General features: G+C 45.6%; 8 protein-coding genes, 1 tRNA gene and 1 other annotated feature. Of the genes, 1 reads left to right on the top strand and 8 read right to left on the bottom strand.

Annotated elements, in window-relative coordinates:
- Nucleotides 1-211 precede the first annotated feature (211 nt).
- Nucleotides 212-1,540 (top strand): guanine deaminase, encoded by a 1,329-nt coding sequence (gene guaD / locus AAFP11_RS29350; protein WP_341740185.1) that lies wholly within the window; start codon nucleotides 212-214, stop codon nucleotides 1,538-1,540.
- Nucleotides 1,541-1,869: 329 nt separating this feature from the next.
- Here the strand turns inward: guaD and rplL are convergent, their stop codons facing one another.
- From rplL to rplS, 8 genes are all read right to left on the bottom strand, one after another.
- Nucleotides 1,870-2,262, bottom strand: a complete 393-nt coding sequence (gene rplL, locus AAFP11_RS29345; RefSeq protein WP_340525229.1) for a 50S ribosomal protein L7/L12 — start codon at nucleotides 2,260-2,262, stop codon at nucleotides 1,870-1,872.
- 117 nt (nucleotides 2,263-2,379) lie between these two features.
- Nucleotides 2,380-2,988: a 50S ribosomal protein L10 gene (gene rplJ / locus AAFP11_RS29340; protein WP_341740184.1), complete on the bottom strand. Its 609-nt coding sequence runs from the start codon at nucleotides 2,986-2,988 to the stop codon at nucleotides 2,380-2,382.
- Between the two features lie 32 nt (nucleotides 2,989-3,020).
- Nucleotides 3,021-3,195, bottom strand: a sequence feature (ribosomal protein L10 leader region).
- Nucleotides 3,196-3,231: 36 nt separating this feature from the next.
- A complete protein-coding gene (gene rplA / locus AAFP11_RS29335; RefSeq protein WP_341740183.1) occupies nucleotides 3,232-3,945 on the bottom strand; it encodes a 50S ribosomal protein L1 in 714 nt (237 codons plus the stop codon).
- 408 nt (nucleotides 3,946-4,353) lie between these two features.
- Nucleotides 4,354-4,779 carry a 50S ribosomal protein L11 gene (gene rplK, locus AAFP11_RS29330; protein WP_194061482.1) on the bottom strand — a complete coding sequence of 142 codons (426 nt, stop codon included), beginning with the start codon at nucleotides 4,777-4,779 and terminating at the stop codon, nucleotides 4,354-4,356.
- Nucleotides 4,780-4,782: 3 nt separating this feature from the next.
- Nucleotides 4,783-5,421, bottom strand: a complete 639-nt coding sequence (gene nusG, locus AAFP11_RS29325) for a transcription termination/antitermination protein NusG (protein ID WP_341740182.1) — start codon at nucleotides 5,419-5,421, stop codon at nucleotides 4,783-4,785.
- Complete coding sequence (gene secE / locus AAFP11_RS29320; protein WP_341732533.1) at nucleotides 5,418-5,651, bottom strand: preprotein translocase subunit SecE; 234 nt, start codon at nucleotides 5,649-5,651, stop codon at nucleotides 5,418-5,420. The genes nusG and secE overlap by 4 nt, the downstream gene beginning before the upstream one ends.
- A 413-nt stretch (nucleotides 5,652-6,064) precedes the next feature.
- Nucleotides 6,065-6,137: transfer RNA gene (locus AAFP11_RS29315), tRNA-Trp, on the bottom strand.
- A 131-nt stretch (nucleotides 6,138-6,268) separates the two neighbouring features.
- Nucleotides 6,269-6,522: 50S ribosomal protein L19 (gene rplS / locus AAFP11_RS29310; protein ID WP_341740181.1), on the bottom strand; the 254-nt coding region annotated here is incomplete at its 5' end.

Below are 6,522 nucleotides of genomic sequence, written 5' to 3'. Positions count from 1 at the left end.
ACCGAGATTGCCTGTGGAGTAGACAAACCCTCAGAAGTCATTCTGAGACTACGCTGAAACAGGAAATAAGCATCAGAGTAAAAACATCTAACGGTGTCTAACTTTGTCTAAGTCTTATAGAGCGGAAAGCTCATCAAGTTCCTAGAGGTACTTGGATCATTGCTGGTATATTCATTGCTCGATTCATCTTTATGGCAGTGAGGTTTCATCAATGACTTTGAAAGCGTTTCGCAGTGCAATTTTAGATTTTGTTGACGATCCTTTTTATGTGTCTGAATCGGAGAGTGTTCGCTATATTCCAGACGGATTACTGGTTTTAGAACAGGGCAAGGTCAAAGAGCTTGGTGATTATGAGTTACTAAAAGAGCAGTATGTTGGGATTGCCATTGAGTCTTATCCCGATCGTCTCCTCTTGCCTGGATTCATCGATCTACATATTCATTTTCCTCAAACTGGAATTATTGGGGCCTATGGAGAACAACTCTTAGAATGGCTAGAGAAATATATTTTTCCCACCGAGCATAAATTCAAAGATAAAGCTTATTGCGATCGCGTGGCGCCAATTTTTATCGACCAATTATTACGCAATGGTACGACAACTGCCGTTGTACTAGGAGCTGTATTTCCAGAATCAGTAGATTCATTGTTTGAGGAATGCGATCGCAGAAATCTTCGCACGATCGTAGGTAAAGTGATGATGGATCGCCATGCTCCCGATTTTCTCTGTGATACAGCCGAGTCGTCTTACTACCAGAGCAGAGCGCTCATCGAAAAATGGCACGGCAAAAATCGCTTGCTCTATGCTGTCACGCCCCGATTTGCACCAACTTCAACCCCCCAACAACTAACCTACGCCCGCCAGCTTTTAAGCGAATTTCCAGACACCTATTTGCATACGCACCTCTCTGAGAACATGAAGGAAGTGGAATGGGTGCAACAACTGTTTCCAGACAGTCAGGGCTATCTGGATGTTTACGATCGATTTGGCTTGGTGGGAGAGCGCTCCATCTTTGCCCATTGCGTTCAATTAACCGATGCTGAATTCGATCGACTGGCTCAGGCAAAAGCCGCGATTGCATTCTGTCCAACTTCTAATTTGTTCTTGGGCAGCGGATTGTTTAATATCGAGCAAGCAACCGCCAAGCACGCACCAATTAAGCTTGGTTTAGCCACCGATGTCGGAGCTGGAACCAGTTTTTCATTGTTGCAAACTGCCAGTGAAGCTTACAAAGTAGCTCAACTTCAGCAGCAAAAGCTTTCACCGTTTCAAGCCATGTTCCTAGCCACACTCGGTGGAGCAAGAGCGCTAAAGCTGGAAGATAAAATCGGCAACTTTGATGTAGGTAAAGAAGCAGACTTTGTGATTCTCAATCCACGAGCAACTCCAGTTATGGCGTTTAGAAACGAGCAAAACAATGAGCAGATGACACCAATCACCATAGAAGAATTAGGGGAGCAGCTATTCAGTACGATCGTCTTAGGCGACGACCGAACAATTGTAGCAACCTATGTTATGGGTGAACTTGTCCATGCTCAATAATATCAAATCCTCTCTTCTCTCCCTCTGTGTCCTCTGTGTTCTCTGTGGTTAAATCATTCCTATACAACGCTCAACAATATAAACGGAAAAAATGCGACTCGGTGACTATTTTAAATATCAGTCCTGTCATTCACAAAAAATCCTCAGTCTTGATGTAAAGACTGAGGTCTGATACCAAATCCGGGTTAAAAACCCCCTTTATTTCTTAGTCCGCGGAGGCGGACTTCGTTTTTGTAGTAGCGGTTTCAACCGCCGAATCATAGAGGGGGTAACAAGGCAGGATTTGGTCTGATAGCGACAGGTTTAAACCCGTCAGCTATACTCTATTACTATTTGACAGATACCTTTGCGCCCACAGCTTCAAGCTGTTTCTTCATTTCTTCAGCAGCTTCCTTAGCAATAGCTTCCTTAACTGCTTTCGGTGCGGCTTCTACCAAGTCTTTCGCTTCTTTCAAGCCCAAACCGGTAATCGCGCGGACTTCTTTGAGGATGGCAATTTTCTTGTCAGCAGGAACTTCTTCCAACATGACAGTAAACTCGGTTTGCTCTTCTACTTCTTCAGCAGCGGCTCCACCACCCATACCAGGCATCATCATCATGCCACCGACAGGAGCAGCAGCGCTCACGCCGAAAGCTTCTTCGATTTGCTTCACCAACTCAGATGCTTCGAGCAAAGTCAAAGACTTAAGTTTTTCCAAGATTTCATCAGTTGCAGTAGACATTTGTTGAACTCCTAATTCGATTTGATTAATTGTCAGTTGTTAGTTGTCAGTTGTCAGTTGTGAATTTTAAGTTCAAGATTTATTAATTCAAAACTCAAAATTCAAAACCAAAACTATTTAAGCAGATACGCTTTCAGCTTCTGCTTCAGGTTGTGCTTCTGCTTCAGCTTCTGCTTCAGGTTGTGCTTCTACTTCTGCTGAATCGCCGTCTTTTTCAGCATAAGCTTTGAGACCGCGAGCGATCGAAGTAGGAACTTGATTGATACCCACAGCCAGCTTGGTAGCCACACCGTTGAGAGCACCAGCAATTTGAGCCATGAGTTGTTCTTTCGACGGCAAATCGGCTAATGCCTTAACATCAGCTTCTTTCAGTACCCGTCCTTCCATCACGCCGCCGCGAAGTTCAGTCTTTTTCGAGACTTTTTGGAATTCTTGGTAAGCTTTAATCGCGCCGCCGATATCTTCTTGCACGAACAGAAACGCTGACGTACCAGTCAGCAATTCCTGCATCGGCTGCCAGGTTTTGTCGCCTTCAACCGCAATTCGCATCAGCGTGTTTTTTGCCACTTGGCAACTGCTGCCTTTCGGACGCAAACGCCGACGCAAATCTGTGATTTCAGCCACAGTTAAACCTTTGTAGTCGATCGCGATTACCAGTTGAGATTCGCTCAAGGTTTGCTTGAGGTCTGCAATAATCTCATTTTTTACTGCTAAACTTTTGCCCATACTTATTTCACCTCCTTTAAGGATGATCGAAAACTGACAATCAAAAACCCCGACCTGGGAGCCGGGGCAGAGAATTAAAAATTAAGAATAAAGAATTAAAAATAGTCACTTTTAAATCTTTCTATCCTGAGTTTTTAGTTCTTCAGCCTCGGCAGGAAATTAAGCGCGATCTGCACCTGCGGTCTTCAGCTTATTGATTTTGGATTAGGCTTTGACGAGAGAACACAGAAATTAGTATTCTTTCTAGCCAGCATCAAGTTTAGTATCACGCAGGACGCTGATATCGACTTCGATCGACGGGCCCATTGTTGCGGATACATACAAACTCCGCCAGTAGCGACCTTTTGCACCAGAAGGACGGTTGCGGTCAACAGTTTCTTGCAAAGCATGAAGGTTAACCAGCAAATCTTCTGCTGAAAAAGCAGCCTTGCCAAACATAACATGAACGATGCCGGTTTTATCGGCACGGAATTCCATCTTACCACCTTTGAACTCGTTGATCGCCTGAGCAACGTCAGCAGTCACCGTGCCGCCTTTGGGAGAAGGCATCAAACCGCGAGGGCCAAGCAATCGACCCAATTTTGCCACCAAGGGCATCACGTCTGGAGTCGCAATGAGGCAATCAAAATCCATCATGCCTTTCTGAATTTCCTCGATCAACTCTTCAGAACCAGCAATATCTGCACCAGCATTCAGGGCTTCTTTAACTTTTTCGCCCTTAGCAATCACCGCAACTCTGACTACTTGACCAGTTCCTTTGGGTAACGACACAGTTGTCCGCAACTGCTGGTCAGTATATTTTGGGTCAATTCCTAGACGGATGTGAGCTTCAGCCGACTCAGCAAACTTGGCTGTAGCTGTTTCTTTCAAAAGTTCCAGAGCTTCTAGTGGTAGATAGGCTCTTTCTTCAACTTTCTTTTGCAGTTCTTGCAGTCTTCGCGATACTTTCTTGACCATTTTGATTTTTTGGGGTATGTCGATTGTAGATTGTAGATTTTAGATTTTAGATTGAACTTGTCAGCCAATCCGATATCTAAAATTTGTTCGATTCCTAGCGAAGCTTTGCTTCTCCCCCTGAATCGAACGATTTTGGATTTTAGATTTTGGATTAAAGAATTGAAGATTTTACCTTCACAATCAGGAATTACTGACCCTTCGACTACGCTCAGGGAACTGCAACTGTCAACTGTCAACTATCAACTTACCCTTCGACTACGCTCAGGGAACTGCAACTGTCAACTGTCAACTGTCACCTGACCCTTCGACTACGCTCAGGGAACTGCAACTGTCAACTGTCAACTATCAACTGACCCTTCGACTACGCTCAGGGAACTGCAACTGTCAACTGTCAACTGTCAACTGACTTCAATCCGCGATCGCCACGCCCATATTCTTAGCCGTTCCAGCCACAATTTTCATGGCCGCCTCAACATCATTAGCGTTAAGGTCAGGCATTTTTGTTTCCGCAATTTCTCGCAGTTGAGCTTGGGTAATCTTGCCTACTTGCTTGCGATTAGGTTCTCCCGAACCTTTTGCAATGCCAGCCGCTTTTTGAATCAAAACCGACGCCGGCGGGGTTTTGAGAATAAACGTAAAACTGCGGTCTTCAAAAACCGAAATTTCTACTGGAACCACTAGACCCGCTTGGTCTGCGGTTCTAGCATTGTACTCCTTGCAAAACATCATGATATTGACGCCATGCTGACCCAAGGCCGGGCCGATGGGAGGAGCTGGGTTGGCTTTTCCCGCCGTAATCGCCAACTTAATTACTGCAACAACTTTCTTTGCCATTAGTTAGTTCTGTTTCTGAACCTGATTGAACTCTAATTCTACAGGCGTATCGCGCCCAAAAATCGAGAGTAAAACTTTGAGCTTGTTCCGTTCCGGGCTAACTTCAATCACATCACCTTCAAAATCCTTAAATGGCCCGGAAAGTACCACAACGTGGTCTCCTGTTGCCATCGATACTTTGACAACTGGTTCTGATTCCTGAGCATTTCTGAAGATCCGTTCTACTTCTGAGTGACTCAGAGGTAGCGGTTTGACGTGACCCCTGCCGCGCCCGTAGCGGCGTTTTTGTTCTGCCCCGACAAAGTTAATTACGTTCGGGGTATTTTTGATCACCTGCCACGTATCCTCGTCCATAAACATACGGATGAGTACATAGCCGGGAAAGATTTTTTCGTCTGACTGCCGTCTGGAACCGTCTTTACCGACTTTGATCGCCGGAGTTTGCGGAATTTCCACTTGAACAATGCGATCGGCAACATCCAAAGTTTGAATCCGCTGCTGTAAGTTTGCCTTCACCCGCTTTTCACAGCCGGAAGCAACCTGAACAGCATACCAGCGAGCCACGATCGCCGGAACCTCTGGCGAGCCTTTTTCTGCGGTGGTTTCTGTGGAATACTCAGATTCTTCTGATGCAAAAGTCATGGTCCAAACACCTTTGCTGCGCCCCAGTTAAAGAAGTTATCCACCAAGTAGATCAGGCTTGCTGAGAGGATTACCATCAAGAGCACTGCCAAAGACTCACTGATTAGCTGCTGCCGACTCGGCCAAACCACCTTATCGAGTTCTTCTCTCGTTTCCTTAAAAAAACCCGCAGGGTCAAACCCAGGCGCTGTTATTTCTTGAGTTTCTTGAGCTTCGTCTTTTTTTGCCACAATTGAATCCCCCTTGCGATTTCAGATTTTAGATTTTAGATTTTAGATTGTGTCAGTGGCGATCGGGTCTCAGATTTTTTGACACTAACCACTTAGCCCAATTTCCATCTCAAATCTAAAGCAACCACTTGACAAGCCAAATCTATCTGAGCTTGACATTCCCCGACAATCAGGCGCGGGGATTCTTGGTTCAACGAAACCACTTAACCTAGATTCCTGCCGTCATCTAGACTAGACGTGGGATTCTCCCCAAGCGTTAATTCGGGTCTGCCCTACCCTATTTGCATTGCTGCAAGTCCTGATTTTTGCGAACCGCCCACAAAAATTAATTCTACCCAAAAGCTTGAGATTTCCGCTGTTACCAGCTAATAATCCGGGCGCTTTCGGGCAGAATTTAAGTTTTGGTGATTCAGCGCGCCCTGGAGGACTTGAACCCCCGACATCAGGTTTTGGAGACCTGCGTTCTACCAACTGAACTAAGAGCGCACAGGTGAGGTTGCGAATATTTGCTTAACCTCTAGAATTTTATTCTAACACAGTGCGCTCGTAAATTGGAAACTTTTTTTTAAAATTTAGCAATTTCCAATTTCTGAATGGGGAATAGCCTGAGTGCATTCCTAAAGAGAGCGATCGAAGCGCTGTTTGACGCGGGTAGCTTTGCCCACCCGATCGCGCAGGTAGTACAGCTTGGCTCTGCGGACTTTCCCCCGTCGCATCACTTGGATCGTGGCAATCCGGGGCGAGTGAATCAAAAACACCCGTTCTACACCCACACCCTGAAATACACGGCGCACAGTAATAGTTTCATTAATTCCGCCGTTACGCATGGCAATCACAGTGCCTTCGTAGGGCTGAACCCGTTCTTTATTGC

This window comes from Microcoleus sp. CAWBG640 (assembly GCF_020883015.1).
GTDB classification, from domain to species: domain Bacteria; phylum Cyanobacteriota; class Cyanobacteriia; order Cyanobacteriales; family Microcoleaceae; genus Microcoleus; species Microcoleus anatoxicus.
Note: the sequence above shows the minus strand (reverse complement) of the source record. Positions and strands in the feature narration are given on the sequence as shown.